The organism is Methanobrevibacter sp. (assembly GCA_022775905.1).
GTDB lineage: Archaea > Methanobacteriota > Methanobacteria > Methanobacteriales > Methanobacteriaceae > Methanocatella.
In genome coordinates, this window is record JALFJX010000014.1 from 34164 (window position 1) to 50509 (window position 16346).

16 protein-coding genes are annotated in these 16346 nt (G+C 31.1%); 10 read left to right on the top strand and 6 right to left on the bottom strand.

Annotated features, from left to right (window positions below; all coding sequences use genetic code 11):
• Positions 1-49: 49 nt before the first annotated feature.
• The gene (locus MR875_05055) at positions 50-580 is read left to right on the top strand and encodes a metallophosphoesterase (GenBank protein MCI6994209.1); all 531 of its coding nucleotides are present in this window, start codon (positions 50-52) and stop codon (positions 578-580) included.
• A 1-nt stretch (position 581) separates the two neighbouring features.
• Positions 582-1220, top strand: coding sequence for a 23S rRNA (uridine(2552)-2'-O)-methyltransferase (locus MR875_05060; GenBank protein ID MCI6994210.1), 639 nt, complete (start codon positions 582-584; stop codon positions 1218-1220).
• Here the strand turns inward: MR875_05060 and MR875_05065 are convergent.
• The gene (locus MR875_05065; GenBank protein ID MCI6994211.1) at positions 1217-1636 is read right to left on the bottom strand and encodes a hypothetical protein; all 420 of its coding nucleotides are present in this window, start codon (positions 1634-1636) and stop codon (positions 1217-1219) included. The genes MR875_05060 and MR875_05065 overlap by 4 nt on opposite strands.
• A gap of 131 nt (positions 1637-1767) precedes the next feature.
• Between MR875_05065 and MR875_05070 the strand changes: the two genes are divergently transcribed.
• The 5 genes from MR875_05070 to MR875_05090 all read left to right on the top strand — a co-directional run bounded on the left by MR875_05070 (position 1768) and on the right by MR875_05090 (position 6565).
• The gene (locus MR875_05070) at positions 1768-3768 is read left to right on the top strand and encodes a minichromosome maintenance protein MCM (GenBank protein MCI6994212.1); all 2001 of its coding nucleotides are present in this window, start codon (positions 1768-1770) and stop codon (positions 3766-3768) included.
• A 131-nt stretch (positions 3769-3899) separates the two neighbouring features.
• Entirely contained in the window at positions 3900-4307 is a 408-nt protein-coding gene (locus tag MR875_05075) for a translation initiation factor IF-2 subunit beta (protein MCI6994213.1), read from the top strand.
• Between the two features lie 33 nt (positions 4308-4340).
• Entirely contained in the window at positions 4341-5384 is a 1044-nt protein-coding gene (locus tag MR875_05080; protein MCI6994214.1) for a hypothetical protein, read from the top strand.
• An 8-nt stretch (positions 5385-5392) separates the two neighbouring features.
• Positions 5393-6355, top strand: a complete 963-nt coding sequence (locus MR875_05085; GenBank protein ID MCI6994215.1) for a tyrosine--tRNA ligase — start codon at positions 5393-5395, stop codon at positions 6353-6355.
• The gene (locus tag MR875_05090; protein MCI6994216.1) at positions 6356-6565 is read left to right on the top strand and encodes a hypothetical protein; all 210 of its coding nucleotides are present in this window, start codon (positions 6356-6358) and stop codon (positions 6563-6565) included.
• Between the two features lie 18 nt (positions 6566-6583).
• On the opposite strand, the gene tmk is transcribed toward MR875_05090, so the two are convergent.
• Positions 6584-7162, bottom strand: coding sequence for a dTMP kinase (tmk, locus tag MR875_05095; GenBank protein ID MCI6994217.1), 579 nt, complete (start codon positions 7160-7162; stop codon positions 6584-6586).
• A gap of 79 nt (positions 7163-7241) precedes the next feature.
• Here tmk and MR875_05100 point away from each other — a divergent pair, with 79 nt between their 5' ends.
• The 3 genes from MR875_05100 (at position 7242) to MR875_05110 (ending at position 14162) form a co-directional block, all read left to right on the top strand.
• Entirely contained in the window at positions 7242-9740 is a 2499-nt protein-coding gene (locus MR875_05100; GenBank protein MCI6994218.1) for a DUF3656 domain-containing protein, read from the top strand.
• Positions 9740-12157 (top strand): U32 family peptidase, encoded by a 2418-nt coding sequence (locus MR875_05105; GenBank protein MCI6994219.1) that lies wholly within the window; start codon positions 9740-9742, stop codon positions 12155-12157. Before MR875_05100 ends, MR875_05105 begins: the two co-directional genes overlap by 1 nt.
• 79 nt (positions 12158-12236) lie before the next feature.
• A complete protein-coding gene (locus MR875_05110) occupies positions 12237-14162 on the top strand; it encodes an endonuclease MutS2 (GenBank protein MCI6994220.1) in 1926 nt (641 codons plus the stop codon).
• 31 nt (positions 14163-14193) lie between these two features.
• Here the strand turns inward: MR875_05110 and MR875_05115 are convergent, their stop codons facing one another.
• The 4 genes from MR875_05115 to MR875_05130 form a co-directional block, all read right to left on the bottom strand.
• Complete coding sequence (locus MR875_05115; GenBank protein ID MCI6994221.1) at positions 14194-14751, bottom strand: sensor histidine kinase; 558 nt, start codon at positions 14749-14751, stop codon at positions 14194-14196.
• Positions 14752-14813: 62 nt separating this feature from the next.
• Entirely contained in the window at positions 14814-14990 is a 177-nt protein-coding gene (locus MR875_05120) for a hypothetical protein (GenBank protein ID MCI6994222.1), read from the bottom strand.
• Positions 14969-15340: a hypothetical protein gene (locus MR875_05125; protein ID MCI6994223.1), complete on the bottom strand. Its 372-nt coding sequence runs from the start codon at positions 15338-15340 to the stop codon at positions 14969-14971. Before MR875_05125 ends, MR875_05120 begins: the two co-directional genes overlap by 22 nt.
• A 100-nt stretch (positions 15341-15440) precedes the next feature.
• The gene (locus tag MR875_05130) at positions 15441-15701 is read right to left on the bottom strand and encodes a hypothetical protein (protein MCI6994224.1); all 261 of its coding nucleotides are present in this window, start codon (positions 15699-15701) and stop codon (positions 15441-15443) included.
• Positions 15702-16346 lie beyond the last annotated feature (645 nt).

Genomic DNA, 16346 nt, shown 5'->3' on the forward strand with positions numbered 1-16346 from the left:
AAGGATGATAGACAAATATCTTAAATGAATAAATAAGGATTGAAAAATTATGTTAATCGGTTTGATTTCAGACACCCACATTCCTGATAGAGCAAAAGAAATACCTCAAAAGGTGATTGATACTTTTAAAGATGTTGATTTAATATTGCACGCTGGAGATTTAACTTCAATGGAAGTTATTGAGGAATTAGAAAAAATAGCTCCAGTAATGGCAATCCAAGGAAATATGGATAGAGTAAATGGAATTGACCTTCCAAAAGCCAGAGTGATTAAAGCAGAAGATTTAAGAATTGGTCTGGTTCATGGAGAAGTTTATCCAAGAGCAGACACACAGCAATTATTATATCTTGCAAGACAATTAGATGCAGATATTTTAGTGTCAGGACATTCACACCAACCGAAAATCGAACAGATTGAAGGAATTTTACTTTTAAATCCTGGAAGTCCAATCGTGCCAAGACTTGCAGATAGAACTGTAATGTTACTTGAAATAAACAAAAAAGAAGTAGACGTTGAAATAATAAAAATTGGTGCGCCAGTTTGCAGTGCACTTGACTTTGACAAATACAAGAGGGATTAAAATGGGAAGCAGATGGCAAATGGAAAAACACAATGACCCATATTATAAACAAGCTAAAAAAGAAGAATACCGTTCAAGAGCATCATATAAACTCAAACAACTTGATAAAAAATATAAACTCATTAAAGAAGGAAATACCGTAGTTGATCTTGGAGCAGCACCCGGAGGATGGTCTCAAGTTGCTCTTGAAAAAGTTGGTGAAGAAGGAATTGTTGTTGGAGTTGACTTAAACAGATTCAAAAAATTCCATGAACCTAACTATTATGGACTTAGAGGAGATTTCACAACCCCTGAAGTTCAGGAAAAGATTATGAGCATCATTGGTGGGAAGGCAAAAGTAGTAATGTCTGATGCATCACCATCATTATGTGGAATCAAGAATATTGACCAATTAAGATCAATTGATTTAGTCAATGTTGTAATTGAAATCGCTGAAAACATTCTAGAAGAAAAAGGAAACCTTGTAATGAAAGTATTCCAAGGCCCAGAATACAAAAATATGTTAGAATCACTAAAAGGTAAATTTAGACATGTTAGAACTACAAAACCCGCATCATCACGTAAAAAAAGTTCTGAAATGTATGTTGTCGGCTTAGAATATATGCCAAATAAAAGAAATAGAAAAAAAAGAAAAAATTAGAGACTATTATAAGCCTTTTGAGCAGTTTCAAGTTTTTCTTTAGCGAAAACTATTCTGCTATCAACATCATTTGATGGTTTACCTGCATCCAAAGCACTTTGAACATTTTCAATAGCGGAATTGGCCCGAGATAGTTCCAGTTTAGCATCATTGTAAACTTGCACATCATCAGAATCGCCAGCATAATAAGTGGATTTAGCATTGTCAAACTTGACAGATAAATTACCATATTCTGCTTTAAGCTCAGCGAGCTCATCATATTGTGTTCCAGAGGATATTTCATTTGTAATGCTGGAAGAAACCATACTGTATCCCACATATGCCACAACAATAATTGTTGAAATTATCATTATGATTCCGACAACAGAAATCATCATGGAAGTGGATTTGAATAAACTTAACCTAGATTTTCTCATTTTATCCTCGCATAATATTAATATAAAAAAAATATTAGATTATACTATATTAATTTTAGTATATAATTTTTATTGCCAACACCACAAATATCAAAATTTTTTTTAACTATGAAAAAAATAATAATAAGATAATGAATTCAACTACTAAATCACAAACATCAATTGCAAAATTCGAAGAGTTTTTTGCTACATTATATAAGGATGATGTATTTGACATCCTTGAAAAATATCCTGATGAACGATCACTTAATGTGGATTATCGTACATTGGAAATATTTGATCCAGACTTGGCAGATTTATTAATCGACAAACCAGAGGAAGTTATTGATGCTGCTAGATTAGCTATTAAGAACATTGACCCTCTCGTTAAAGATGCGGATATCAACATCCGTTTTGAACATTTAAGCAATGTCATTCCATTGAAAACACTTTTAAGTAAATACATTGGAACATTTGTTGCTGCAGACGGAATCGTTAGAAAAACTGATGAAATCAGACCACGTATCGAAACAGGTGTGTTTGAGTGTAGAGGATGTATGAGACTGCATGAGGTAGACCAAACTTCCGCAAACACCATAATAGAACCTTCATTATGTAGTGAATGTGGTGGAAGGTCATTTAGATTACTCCAAGAAGAATCAAAATACGTAGATACACAAACTGCAAGGATGCAGGAACCATTGGAAAACTTATCTGGAGGAACTGAACCTAAACAGATGTTAATGATTTTAGAAGATGATTTAGTAGATAGATTAAATCCTGGAGACAAAGTAAGAATCACCGGGACATTAAAAACATTCAGAGAAGAAAGAAGCGGCAAATTCAAGAATTATATTTATGTAAATCACATTGAACCGCTTGAACAAGAGTTTGAAGAATTGCAACTCTCTGAAGAAGATGAAGAAAAAATCATTGAATTGTCAAAAGACCCACATATTTACGATAAAATTATCAAATCAACAGCACCTTCAATTAAAGGTTATAGGGATGTAAAAGAAGCTATTGCATTGCAGTTATTTGGAGGAGCTTCCAAACAGCTTGAAGATGAAACTAAACTGAGAGGAGACATTCATATTCTCATTGTAGGGGACCCTGGTATCGGTAAGTCCCAGATATTGAAATATGTTTCAAGACTCGCTCCAAGAAGTATTTACACAAGTGGTAAAGGTACAACAGGTGCGGGTTTAACTGCAGCAGCTGTAAGAGATGAACTTGGTGGATGGTCTCTTGAAGCAGGTGCATTAGTACTTGGGGACCAAGGTAACGTTTGTGTTGACGAGCTCGATAAAATGAGATCTGAAGACAGATCCGCGCTCCACGAAGCATTGGAACAACAAACAGTAAGTATTGCAAAAGCAGGTATTATGGCAACATTGAACTCAAGATGTTCAGTACTCGCAGCAGCAAACCCAAAATTCGGAAGATTTGACAGATATAAAGTACTTGCAGAACAAATTGATTTGCCAGCACCAATTATTTCTCGTTTCGATTTGATTTTTGTAATTGAAGATAAACCAAGTAAAGAAAGAGATTCAGAATTAGCAGAGCATATTTTGAAAACTCACCAGTTCAATACTGTTGATTATGAAATTGAACCAGAATTGCTTAGAAAATACATCGCATATGCACGTAAAAATGTTAATCCTAGATTAACTGAAGCAGCAAATGAAGTTTTAAAAGAGTTCTATGTAAGTACAAGGAACAGTAACCCAGAAGAACAAGGTGCAGTTCCTATTACCGCAAGACAGCTCGAAGCAATTATTCGTTTATCTGAAGCTAGTGCTAAAATCAAACTTAAAGAAACCGTTGACAAAGAAGATGCGGAAAAAGCTGTTAGATTACAATTAGCTTGTCTTAGAGAAGTTGGTGTTGATCCTGAAACCGGTGAAATGGACGCTGATATCGTAAGTGGTGGAACCAGAAAATCAGAAAGAGACAAAATAAAAATTGTATCTGAAGAAATCAAATTCCTTGAAGAGGAATATGGTGGACAGGCTCCTTTAAACGTATTGATATCCAATATGAGTGACAAGCATGGAATAAGTGAAGATAAAACAGAACAAATCATTAGAAACTTAGTCCAAAAAGGAGTCATATACGAACCATCAACTGGATACTTTAGACTTGCTTAAAGTATCTGCCTTTTTATTTTTTTATTAAACTTTTTTTATAAAATCCTTTAAATAACAATACATTAATAAATGATTAAAATAAAACTTAATATATTATATTATACTTATACTAATTTTCACGGAGAGATAACATGGATAAATACGAAGATTTATTAGAAAGAGCAATTGACCAATTACCTCCTGAAGTATTTGAACACAAAAGGTTCAAAATCCCTAAAGCTTATTCAGACATCCAAGGTAATAGAACTTTCATTAAAAACTTTAAAGACGTTGCAGAAGGTTTAAACAGAGACCCTCAACACTTATTAAAATTCTTAATGAGAGAATTAGGTACTGCAGGAAACATAGAAGGTCAAAGAGCAATCTTACAAGGTAAATTTACTCATTACTTAATTAATGAAAGAATTGAAGATTACGTAGACAAATATGTAATTTGCCACGAATGTAACAGACCAGATACTAGAATTATCAGAGAAGGTAGAATATTCTTACTTAAATGTGCTGCTTGCGGAGCAACTGCACCTTTAAAATCATTATAATCTTACCTTTTTTCTTATTTTTTTATTGATACTATGTTTTGTCCAGAGTGCGGAAGTACTGATAAGAAGATGGTTGGCAACATCTGTATAGACTGTTTTTTAAAAGATTTTCAGATGATTGAACTACCTAAAAGAATTGAAGTTCAAATATGCAGCCATTGTAATAGTAAACTTGAAGAAGGGAAATGGAGTGAAGAGTTCATTCCCGAAGAAGAGATTATTTACAGAGCACTTGAGCGAAACATAAAAATCTCTGATGAAGTTTCAAATGAGATTGTCAATTTGGAAATTGACCAGATGAAAGGTACAATAGCTGAATGCTATGTGGAAATTGTTGGAGAAGTTGAAGGAACTGAAATTGAAGAAACCAAGGAAACCGAGGTTAAAATTTTAAAAACAGTTTGTCCAACATGCAGTAAAGTGCAATCAGGATATTATGAAGCAGTTATTCAATTCAGAGCAGACAAAAGAGAAATAAAAAGCGAAGAATTCCAGAAAGCTGATGAAATAGTTGAAAGAACTTTAATAAAACAGCAAAAAACTGACAAATTAGCATACTGCCCACAAATAGCAAGACCTAAAGAAGGTCATGATTATTATATCGGTTCTTTAAAAAGTGGTAGAAAAGTTGCAGAAGCTTTAAAAGAGGAATTTGGAGGAGTAATCAAAGAATCTCCAAGACTTATAAGTGAAGACAAATCTACCGGAAAAGGACTTTACAGAATTTGGATTTCAGTTAGAATTCCAGAATTTGAACTTAATGACTTCGTCAAATTTGAAGATAAAATAATCCAGGTAACTGGTATTGACAAAAATAGAGTTGTTGGTAAAGATATCAAAACAAATAAGAAACAAAATATTCCTTTAAAGAATATTGAGAAAATAGAACTTCTCAAAAAGTCATCAGATGTCGAAACAACAACAATAATTTCAATGTCTCCAAGCACAATTCAAATATTGGATCCTGTTGATTACTCAGCAGTTGATTTGGAAATGAGCGAAGAGTTTGCGAACTACAATATCGGAGACGAAATAAAGCTTATAAAAATTGATAATTACACATATTTATTAAACTAAGTGATAAAATGAATATTGAAGAAAAAATTCAGTTAATCGAAGAAGGAACCTTAGAAGTTATAGACACAGAAGAATTAAAAGAAGTACTTGAAAAAGACCAACCTATAGCTTATACAGGTTATGAACCTTCTGGTAAAATCCATTTAGGGCATGCAGTGACTGTACAAAAACTTAAACAGTTACAAAAATTAGGATTTAAAATCAAAATCCTCTTAGCAGACTACCATGCATTTTTAAATGGAAAAGGAACTATTGAAGAAATTGCTGAAACTGCTGAGTACAACAAAAAATGTTTCCAAGCTCTTGGTCTTGATGAAACAACTGAGTATGTTTACGGTTCATCATTCCAATTAGAATCAGATTATACTGATAAAGTTTATCAATTAGCAACCATGACTACTTTAAAAAGAGCAAGAAGAAGTATGGATCAAGTAAGTCGTGCTGATGACAATCCAAAAGTAGCTAGTGTAATTTATCCAATCATGCAAACCGTAGATATGGCTGCACTTAAAGTAGACATTGCTCTTGGTGGTATGGAACAGAGAAAAATCCAAATGTTAGCCCGTGAAAACTTAGAAAAAATTGGAGAAAACGTTCCTGTCTGCATTCACACCCCATTATTACACGGTCTTGACGGAGATGCAAAAATGTCCTCCAGTAAAGGAAACTACATTGCAGTAGATGACTCCGTTAAAGAGATAACTAAAAAAATAAACAAAAGTTACTGCCCACAAGGTGAAATCAAAGGTAATCCTATGATTGAAATTGCAGAAACATTTGTTTATCCAAATCAAGAAAAATTACTCATTAAAAGACCTGAAAAATTCGGTGGAGACATTGAGCTTACCCATGATGAATTAATCAAAGACTTTAGTGAAGGTAATTTACACCCAATGGATTTAAAAAATGGAATCAAAGATTTTTTAATTGAATTCTTTGCTCCGGTAAGAGAATACATGGAGGAAAACTAAATGGTTGAAGAAAAAGAAGAATTTGAAATGGGTTTACCAAATGGTGTTGGCGAACAAATGCTTGCTCATGCATTCGAAAAATTTGACATCACACTAGAACATAGTGAATTTGGACCTAAAATCATAGGAGAATACGATGAACTTGTAAAAGTAAAAGAATTCTTAGAAACTGCAATTCGTGACAGACTAAAAGAATTAGAAGGAGAATAATCTCCTTTATATTTTATTTTATAGTATACAATCAGGACAGATTCCAAGATAGGGTGCAACTGCTTTTTTTATATCTGAAGATACCTTATTAACACCATTATTTGCATTGATAATTTCAGTAGTATAATTTTCAGCTAATTTTAAATAATTGTCTTTAACACCAGTTAAAAATTCCTCATTTTCAAATGTGTCCTCACCATAGGTTCTTGAAACTGACCTTTTAACATCCAAATCAAGCAATAATAACAAATCTGGTTTTTTAGCATATTTATTTAAGACTCCAATCCAATCTGCAGGTTCCTGATAAGCTAAACTTGATATGAATGATCTGTCAGAAATGATTATTTTTGATTTGTCTTCAAGTTTATCCATTATTAACATCCGATCAGCTGCAAAGAGTAATCCTAATGTTTTTTGAACCCTATCATTTGTTGCATCCGGACGTTGCAGTATTTTTCTGATTAGTTTTCCAATTTCTGAATCAGTCGGTTCAACCAATGTTTCAACTCTAAATCCATTTGCTTCAAGCCATTCTTTTAATAATTGGATTTGGGTTGATTTTCCAGCACCATCAATTCCTTCAAATACAATATACATAAAATAGAATATGTTTTAAATTTAATATATAATTAATTATAAAAATATAAATGAATAATCAATCAAGGTGTAAAAATAAATGGTTTTAGAAGAATTATTAGCCCCTGCAGGCTCATATGAAGTATTGATTACAGCAGTAAATGCTGGTGCAGATGCAGTATATATTGCAGGGCCAAATTACGGTGCAAGAGCATATGCCAAAAATTTTACCATGGAAGAATTGGAAAAGGCAGTTAATTATGCTCATTTAAATGGTGTTGACATCCATGTAACTGTTAACACATTAGTCAATAACTTCGAAATAGTAGATGTATTGAAATACTTATTTAAATTATATCAAATTGGAGTAGATGCAGTTATTGTGCAGGATTTCGGATTAATCTGGCTTTTAAGGACATTCATTCCAGATTTGGAAGTTCATGCATCAACACAAATGGGATTGAACAATTACAGCTGCATCAAATGGGCTTCAAACAACAACATAAAAAGAGTTGTTCTTCCAAGAGAAGTAAACATCAACCAAATAAAAGAAACCTACGAACAGCTTAAAAAAGATAATATCAACATGGATATTGAAGTATTCGGGCATGGAGCATTATGTTACTGTGTCAGCGGAAAATGTTACATGTCATCATACAATAGTGGCAGAAGCGGTAACAGAGGAGCTTGTGCACAACCATGCAGAAGACAATACCGCTTGAAATACAGAGGATACAACATAGGAAACGGATTCCTTCTTTCAACACACGATCTTGCTACATACAAGAATATACAAGAAATTTCAGATGCTGGAGTAAAGTCTCTCAAATTAGAAGGTAGGATGAAATCCAAAGATTATATTGGAACTATAGTAAACAGCTACAGAAACATCATTGACGGAAATCCGGGAGATTATGAAAAAGATTTACACCTTGTTTTCAACAGAAAATTCACCGACGGATACATAATGGGAGACAAACCCGGAGAAGTAATGGGTAGAGGAAGTTCTGGTCATGAAGGATTATACATCGGAGATATTACCAACATTGACGGAACAAAAGTCACCATTGAAATCAAAAACAAAGAAATTCCAGTTATTTTAGAGCCAGGTGACGGAATTGCATTTAAATACAATGGTAAAATCAAAGGGATTTACTTGGAAAACATTATCAAACAGGATGAAAATGAAATCATAATAGATACTACACGTCTTGTTAAAGAAGGAACCGAAGTATTTATCAGTTATTCTGCATCAACTCACGAATATTTAAAACAATTCGAAAAAGAAACCATTAAAAATCATATTGGACTTAACTTATCCTTGACTTGGGATGCTGATTTGAACTTATACACCAAAGTTGAATATCATGTCGGTGATGAATTAATTAATTTCAGACACAAAGCTCTCGATATGTTTGAAAAAGCTAAAAATAAACCAATTGATGAAGAAACAATTGAAGTACAGCTCAACAAAACAGGGGGAACACCATTTTATATTGAAAACATTCGTTTCAACAATATGCCAAATGACATGTTTACACAAATTCGTAAGATTAACCAGATTAGGCGTGAAATTTTGGATACTGCAACAGAAATGCTGATGAATCATTACACACCGACCAAAAAGGCTGTAAAAGAAGTGCGTAAGAATTTAACAAAATTTTTCGATGATTACGAAAATAGCGGAAAAATCAAACCAAAAACACCTAAATTATCAATATTCATCGATGACTTATCACAAATAAGAGCAGCATCAGGATTTGACTTGAAAAGAATCTATTTTGATGGAACTTGCCACTACAACAACCCAGATGACTACTTCAAAAATATTAAAGACACATTAATGAAAGGTAGTCTAATGGCATCTCAGGCAGAATTTGTCTGGGTTTTATCTTCATTTATCTCAGAAGAAGATGCTATAAAATGCAATGAAATTGTGAAAGAACTTGAAAATAAAGGAATAATCATTTCAGTAATGGGAGATTTCCCTGGAATGAATGACATATTTGACTGTCCAATCCACGGAAACCATAACTTAAATGTATGGAACAGTTTCTGCGTTCGTGACTTAAATGAAGCAGGATTTAAATCTTTAATATTATCTTCTGAACTCTCAGGCAAGGAAATTAGGGAAGTTGTCCTCAAAAACCACGACAGGAATATAGATCTTGGAATGATTGTTAATGGAAACCTGGAAGTTATCGTAAGTAAAGATGATTTCACCAATTTGAATGACGGTAAAGACTTTATCATTTCAAATGATGCCGATTATGCCATTCTTGAAGATAAAAAGAGGAAAAAATTCAAATACAAAGTGTTCTTTGACTACAACAGACAAAGCCACATCATCAACAAGGATTGCTTATGCTTGATTGAGGAAATAAATGAAATAAAAGAGTTTGGTCTTGATACATTGATTCTCGATTGCAGATACTCAAATGAACAGTACACCAAACAAATATTATCAATCTATAATGAAAGCCTCAGCAATAAAGATGAAGAGGAATTGAGCAAATACAAATACCAGATTATGGATTTCTCACAGTCTTACATTAACAAAGGAAATTATATTGAAGGTAGATTACACGAGGATAAATAATGAGAATTCCTGAATTACTTGCACCCGTTGGGTCTATGGATCATTTGAAAGTTGCAATAAATGCAGGAGCAAGTTCAGTTTACTTATCTGGAAAAGATTATGGTGCTCGTAAATATGCAACAAACTTTACTTTAGATGAGATTGATGAAGCAGTAAATACTGCACACATACATAATGTCAAAGTTTACGTTACCGTAAACACATTGATAAAAGAAGATGAATTAGAAGATGTGATTAATTATGTTTATCACCTATATGCTATTGGAGTTGATGCTATTTTAGTACAAGATTTAGGACTGGTTGAGTTGATCAACAAGCACGTACCTAAATTAAAAATCCATGCATCAACACAGATGACCTGTGAAAATCAATTGAAATTAAACTATTTGGAAAGTAAAGGGATAAAACGTGTTGTACTTCCACGTGAAATGAAAAAAGAAGAAATCAAGGCACTTGATACAAATATGGAATTTGAAATATTTGCTCATGGAGCTTTATGTTATTCTTACTCAGGACAATGCCTAATGAGTAGTTTTAAAGGTGGAAGAAGCGGAAACAGAGGAACCTGTGCTCAACCTTGCCGTCAAAAATATAGAATCGACGGAATTAAAAAAGAAAATTATTACTTATCACCATGTGATTTAAGTTTATTCAATCAGCTAAAAGAAATTTCAGAAATGAATATTACATGCATTAAGATTGAAGGCAGAATGAGAAACAAGGAATATTTAGCTATTGTAATAAGTTCCTATCGTAAAGCATTGAATAAACTAAAAAGCAACAAAGAAACAAAAAGTGAAAACATAAATCTCGTATTCAATAGAGGACTTTGTGAAGGATTATTCAATGAGTCACCACAAAGAAGCCTTAAAGCAGGCCATATTGGACTGAAAATAGGTAGAGTCATAAAATCCGAGAAAAATCAAATCGCAATTAGATTAGATGATTCCATAAAGACCATTCCTGAAAAAGGAGATGGACTATTAATAATCAAAAACAACAATGATTACGGATTTGAAGTATCTCAAAATCCTCTCGTCACTACATTGAATCACTTTAAAACCGGAAAAAATAAACCTGTGAAAGATTTATCAAGAAAAGACAAGGTTTTAGTTGTTAAAAAAGTATGGCAAAATAAGAAAAGTACATTTAATTTGAATGAATCTGATGTGTACCTAACAAAAAGAAATAGTTTAACCAAAAAAGTTAAGAAAATAGAAACTAAAGGATCAAGCTTTGTAAAATCCAAATTGATACTTACTTTTTCAGTTAAAAATAAGTTCCCTGTGCTTAAAGGAAGATTAACTCTTGCAAACAGAAAAGAGTTTGAATGTGAAGTTGTAGGAAATACCCCATTTGAAAAACCTCTCAAAAAGAGCGTTACAAGAGAAACAATCAAAAAACAGCTTCAAAAAATTGATAATTATCCCTATCAAATAGTTCAAATCAACATAAATTATGATGGAACATTATTCATACCGATAAGCAAAATAAATGAACTCAGAAGGAATTTATTTGAAAAAATAGAATATGACGTTGTCAATTCATTTAAAAATAACAGTAAGAAAATCAAGTTAGATGAATGCAACAGCAAAAATAATGAAACAGAATGCAATATTTCATTTTATACAAATAACTTAAAACATTTAGAGCATGTAAAAAATGTTAAAAGAGTTTATTTGGAAATTCCAAATCCGGATGATTCATTGGTTCTTTCAGATGAAAATCCAAACCTCAATTATATGATTAGTTTCATTAAGAAAGCATACGAAATATCCTATGACAAAGATTATGAATTAGTCTGGAAGTGGCCAGACATAACTCATGACAGCTTAATAAAGTCATTGAACAAGGTAAGAGGAATATTAAATAAAATGCATTATACTTTGCCTATAATGAGCAACAGTTTTAATGGACAGTACGGATTTTATTCCATGAACATCACAAATAATGAGACAATAAACAGTCTTGAAGGATATGAAATACTAACATTATCTCCTGAATTAACAAAAAAAGATTATGAAAACATAATTAAGCACTGCAAATATCCTCAGAAAGTTGAAATATTGGTTCAAGGATCTGTTGAACTTATGAAGACAAGATATCCATTACTTTATGGATTTGAAAAAGACAAGAACTATAAAAATTATTTGATTGATAAGAAAAACAACAGATATCCAATTCACAAAAGCATTTCATCACAGGAATTGACAATATTTAATGATAGTGAACTTTCATTAATTAATGAGATAGAACATTTAAAAAATATCAATTATTCCAATTTTGCAATTGACGGTAGATATAAAGATGATAACTATTATAAAATTGTTGATATCTATAATGATGCTCTTAACGGCAATGTCAATGAAAAAGAATTGAAAAAATATAGTTCTAAAAACACTGCTGCAAACTATTAAAATATTACTTTTCAAATGCTCTCGGCAATGTTGAATATATATTAAAAGAAATATCATATGACAGAAAGGGTTGGTAAAAATGCAAAGGGAAAGAATTACATTGCAAAACATAAAAGGAATTGGAGATAAAATATCTGAAAAAATCATAAAAAGTGTTGGAGGTGAAGAAGAACTCCAGAAGATAGTCGATAATGTTGATGTTGAAAAAATAATCAATATCGATGGGATAAGTCAAAGAAAAGCAATTGACATTATGAACCAATTGTTAAACAATCCAAAATATGAATTCATAAAAAGCGACAGAGCTATGGAACTTTATGAAGATATCATCAATAAAATACTAGCATACTCTAACACAGCATATTCAAAAAATAGAATTTTATTACTTTCCCCTTCAAAAGATATTAAAAAAATTAATTCACAGCTTGATTTTGTAATGGATGCTAAAGAACACGTTTCACAACTTCCAATAATCAAATTAAGAGGATTAATGAAAAATCTAAAAGAAGTTGAAGAAGTAAAAGCAGAATATGATCCAAGTAAAGCAATTCTTGTTGAAAGTGAAGAAGACAATTCATACCTTACTGATTTAGGATTAAACCAGTATTATCCAATAATAACTGCAAACGATTCACCATTACTTCAAGAAGAAATGATGAATTATGATTTGGTATTTTATGTATATTCACAGGGAGTACTTGATTTTGAAGGAATGCCAAATCTTGTAATGGTAAGTATTGAAGACAATGATTATGAGATAGTTCCTGAAAAAATTATCAATTTCTTTATTCAAAATAAAGATTTATTCACAAGAGTTCATGAGATACAAAAAATTAGAAATAAGGAAAGTGTGCTTGGAGAAATCATTCCTATTATCGATGAAGTAAATATTATTGATAAGAGAGAAGTAGATATTGAGAAACTTGTTTATTCTCTTAAAGATGATATGGATAGTGAATTAGAAAAATCCATAAAACAAGTTGATCTTGAAGGAGATGAAATTCTCAATCTATTAAATAATAACTTCCCTCCAAAGATTAGCAAAATATTTGATGAAATTATCAATAAAAGAAAAGAAATTATTCGTGAAAAAACTGGAATAAGTTTTGACCCTTTTTTAAGAAAATATCCAATTGAAATAGATGATAGTGAAATTCAAAGAATTACACTTGAACAGTCATCTAAAAAAGAAAATGATATTTTCGACATTAAAAGAAGTGCTGCAATTGAATTGAATTCAATGAAAAATAAAGCTATTGCAGAAGTTGAAGATGCAATCAAATTTGATTACGAATTCAGTTTAGGTAGTTTCGCATATGAATATGACTTATGCAGACCGGAATTTAGCGAAGAAATTCAATTAGACGGAGCCCTTCATTTAGAATTAGCACTTAAAAAAGACAAAGAGTACATTCAAAAAGTAGATTATCAATTAACACAAGATGAAAACATTGCACTTTTAACAGGGGCAAACAGTGGAGGTAAAACAACATTACTTGAAACATTAACACAAATATCCATTATGGCACAAATGGGACTTCCAGTAAGTGCAAATAGTGCAAAAATTAAATTATTTGATGAAATTTATCATTTCTCCAAGAAACGATCCCTTGATGCTGGAGCATTTGAATCATTCTTAAATGTGTTCATACCAATTGTCACCACAAATAGTGAAAAGTTAGTGCTGTTAGATGAACTTGAAGGAATAACTGAACTTGATGCAGCAGTTAAAATCATATCCACATTCATAGATATGATAAAAGAATCCAATTCTTATGGAGTAATTGTAACCCATATGGCAAGAGAACTCATGAACTATACTGATATCCGAGTTGACGGTATTGAAGCAAAAGGATTGGATGAAAATTATAATTTAATTGTTGATAGAACACCTAAAATGAATTTCCTTGCAAAAAGTACACCAGAATTAATTCTAAAAAGAATATATGAAAAATCAGATGATGATTTAAAAGCAGTATATGCTAGGATTTTAGAAAAATTCTAACCTACTTTTTACTATTTTTTAAAAAAAAAGATTAATCTAATGGAAATGTCAATCTGAAACACATTCCATCATCCTTATAAACTTCATATTTACCCTTAAGCTGATCAACTAATGCATTAATAATAACCCAACCTAAACCTGAAGTTTCTTTAGGATTAAAATCATCAGGGACACCAATACCATTATCACGATACAATATTTCACAGCAATTATCCTTTTTATAAATAGCACCATGAATCATTTTACGATTAATAGGAAAATCAACATAAGCATGTTTAATAGAGTTAGTAAGCAATTCATTAGTTATTAAACTAAAAGGAACAATTTTATCGGCAGATACCATAAAATCACTATCATCCTCACTAGTAAAAACAATATCCTCATAAGTAGGATAGACATCAGTTATTTTAATAGCAAAATTTTTAAAGTATTCCATAATCAATACCTCGTCAGAACTAGGACCTGTATAAAGTAAATTATGGAATAAATCCAATGATTTAATTCTAAATTCCATTTTATTAATTACTTCAGCGAGATTGTCCTTATTAAGTCTTTTTTCTAAAGAAATATATCTAAGTAGAATATTCAAGTTATTTTTAATTCTGTGATTAGATTCTTTTATTAATAAGTTTAATGAATCATTTGCCTTAATTAATTCATTTTGACGCTTATATTCATCAGTAATATCCTGAACTCCAGAAGGAAATAAATTTCACCATCAATCAATTCTTTTTGAATAATAAAATGTAACCTACGTAATTCTTCACCATCTTCAAAATTATAATCAAAGACACGATCCATCTTATCTAATTTACCAGCAAACAACATTGCAATTTCATCACTAAAATCTCCATTATCGACAACTTTACTCCAAAATTCTTCAAAAATTTCATGAAATGAACTCCATCGAAGTATTTATGGAAAGCCAATTCTGAGACATAGTTTTTGCAGTAATGTAAATTAGTGATTTTTTCAACTTCAGGAGTAAAAAGTGCACCTCTTTCAGGGTGAACGACAAAATTACCAGTACCCAATTCCAAATTAATTCTGGATACCAAAATATCTAAAATAGCACTATCCTGCTTTTCCAATGTCTCTTTGGTAACATCTAGAACATATATCAATTTAAATCTGAATTTTCCAAATGTATCATAAGAAGTTGTAGTATAAAACTGCAAGATTTTATTTATATTATTTTCAGTAGTAATAGTTGCAACGAATTTATCCTGACCTAAATCATTCTCATATTCTTCCAGTTTTTTTAATTTTTCAAAATCATCAGGTTTTCATTACATCTTTTAATATATTATAGGAAGTATCTTCAGTTCTTGGTTTACATTCTAAAATTTCATAGATACTTGGATCCCAATAATAACTGCCATCAATTCCTTTAGTAAATAATATCCCCTTATCTTCATCATACAAAGTGTGAATCAAACTATTTTCCTGATTTCTTAAAATAACATTAGTCTCATCAATATGAAGTAAATAAATGTATCCTTTATTGTATATTATCTCTATTTTTAAATTTTCAATCAATTGATCATCATTTAGATAACAATTTCAAGGAATTCAGTTTTATGAGTTTTATAAACACGAACTAAAGGAGGAATCAGATATTCTTTCATATAACTCAAATAATCCCCCATAATGTAATCCAGGGATTTTTTCATATTTAGAAGAAATAACCCTACCTGACAACAGTTTATTTATTTTAGAGTATACAATAACAAAATCTTCAAAATCAGGCAACGGTTCTAAAATAAGAACATCCAAAGATGAATTATCAATAAAAGTAGTATCTAAATCTATATCTAATTTAGAAGGTTTAGAATTCTTAAAATTTTTATCTTTTTTGATTTTTAACCAATTTTTTCATCTTTAGCAAAAACCCAAATAATTGCAGGGTCTTTATTATATTGAATTTCGAATACCATAATAATACCTGATTAAAACAATTATTATAAAATAATATTGATCATCACAATATAATAATCTTTCCGTAATATAAATAAAACATCAAAAATATCAATAAAATTAAACAAAATAAGTAAAGTAAATAATTGTAATATAGAAGGCTTGCAGCGAAATGAAATTCCCATAGAAAACCATAGTACACAAACAAAACACAAAAGGACTTCACTACTGGGATCGAAACGAGACCAGGTATAACCCCCATGCTAT

Excerpts from the sequence above, each read along its gene's own strand:
- MR875_05065 (MCI6994211.1), bottom strand. The coding sequence starts at position 1,636 with ATGAGAAAATCTAGGTTAAGTTTATTCAAATCCACTTCCATGATGATT.
- MR875_05055 (MCI6994209.1), top strand. The coding sequence starts at position 50 with ATGTTAATCGGTTTGATTTCAGACACCCACATTCCTGATAGAGCAAAA.
- MR875_05080 (MCI6994214.1), top strand. The coding sequence starts at position 4,341 with ATGTTTTGTCCAGAGTGCGGAAGTACTGATAAGAAGATGGTTGGCAAC.
- MR875_05090 (MCI6994216.1), top strand. The coding sequence starts at position 6,356 with ATGGTTGAAGAAAAAGAAGAATTTGAAATGGGTTTACCAAATGGTGTT.
- tmk (MCI6994217.1), bottom strand. The coding sequence starts at position 7,162 with ATGTATATTGTATTTGAAGGAATTGATGGTGCTGGAAAATCAACCCAA.
- MR875_05070 (MCI6994212.1), top strand. The coding sequence starts at position 1,768 with ATGAATTCAACTACTAAATCACAAACATCAATTGCAAAATTCGAAGAG.
- MR875_05060 (MCI6994210.1), top strand. The coding sequence starts at position 582 with ATGGGAAGCAGATGGCAAATGGAAAAACACAATGACCCATATTATAAA.
- MR875_05075 (MCI6994213.1), top strand. The coding sequence starts at position 3,900 with ATGGATAAATACGAAGATTTATTAGAAAGAGCAATTGACCAATTACCT.
- MR875_05120 (MCI6994222.1), bottom strand. The coding sequence starts at position 14,990 with ATGTTGTTTGCTGGTAAATTAGATAAGATGGATCGTGTCTTTGATTAT.
- MR875_05100 (MCI6994218.1), top strand. The coding sequence starts at position 7,242 with ATGGTTTTAGAAGAATTATTAGCCCCTGCAGGCTCATATGAAGTATTG.
- MR875_05105 (MCI6994219.1), top strand. The coding sequence starts at position 9,740 with ATGAGAATTCCTGAATTACTTGCACCCGTTGGGTCTATGGATCATTTG.
- MR875_05085 (MCI6994215.1), top strand. The coding sequence starts at position 5,393 with ATGAATATTGAAGAAAAAATTCAGTTAATCGAAGAAGGAACCTTAGAA.
- MR875_05110 (MCI6994220.1), top strand. The coding sequence starts at position 12,237 with ATGCAAAGGGAAAGAATTACATTGCAAAACATAAAAGGAATTGGAGAT.